Below are 311 nucleotides of genomic sequence, written 5' to 3' on the forward strand. Positions count from 1 at the left end.
GGTGCTCAGGGCCTGGCGGAGTGCATCCCCCAGGCCGGCCTTGGTCATCGCGAACCGGGCGAGGTGGTCCATCCACGCGCGCAGCGCACGGTCGGGCTCCCCGCTCTCCAGCAGCACGGACGCGGTGTCGGCGACCTGCTGCACCTCGTGGCGGTAGATCTCGAGTACGAGTGCCTCGCGGTTGGGGAAGTTCCGGTAGAACGTGCCCTGGCCGACGCCCGCCTTCTTGGCGATGGCGCTCAGCGGGGTGTCGGCGGCCCGGGAAAGCTCGGCGAGGGCCACTTCCAGGATGCGTTCGCGGTTGCGCTGCG

1 protein-coding gene is annotated in these 311 nt (G+C 71.1%); it reads right to left on the minus strand.

The window, feature by feature from the left end:
* Positions 1–311: TetR/AcrR family transcriptional regulator (locus TN53_RS43715; protein ID WP_046264507.1), on the minus strand; the 311-nt coding region annotated here is incomplete at both ends.

This window comes from Streptomyces sp. WM6386 (assembly GCF_000972385.1).
Classification (GTDB): domain Bacteria; phylum Actinomycetota; class Actinomycetes; order Streptomycetales; family Streptomycetaceae; genus Streptomyces.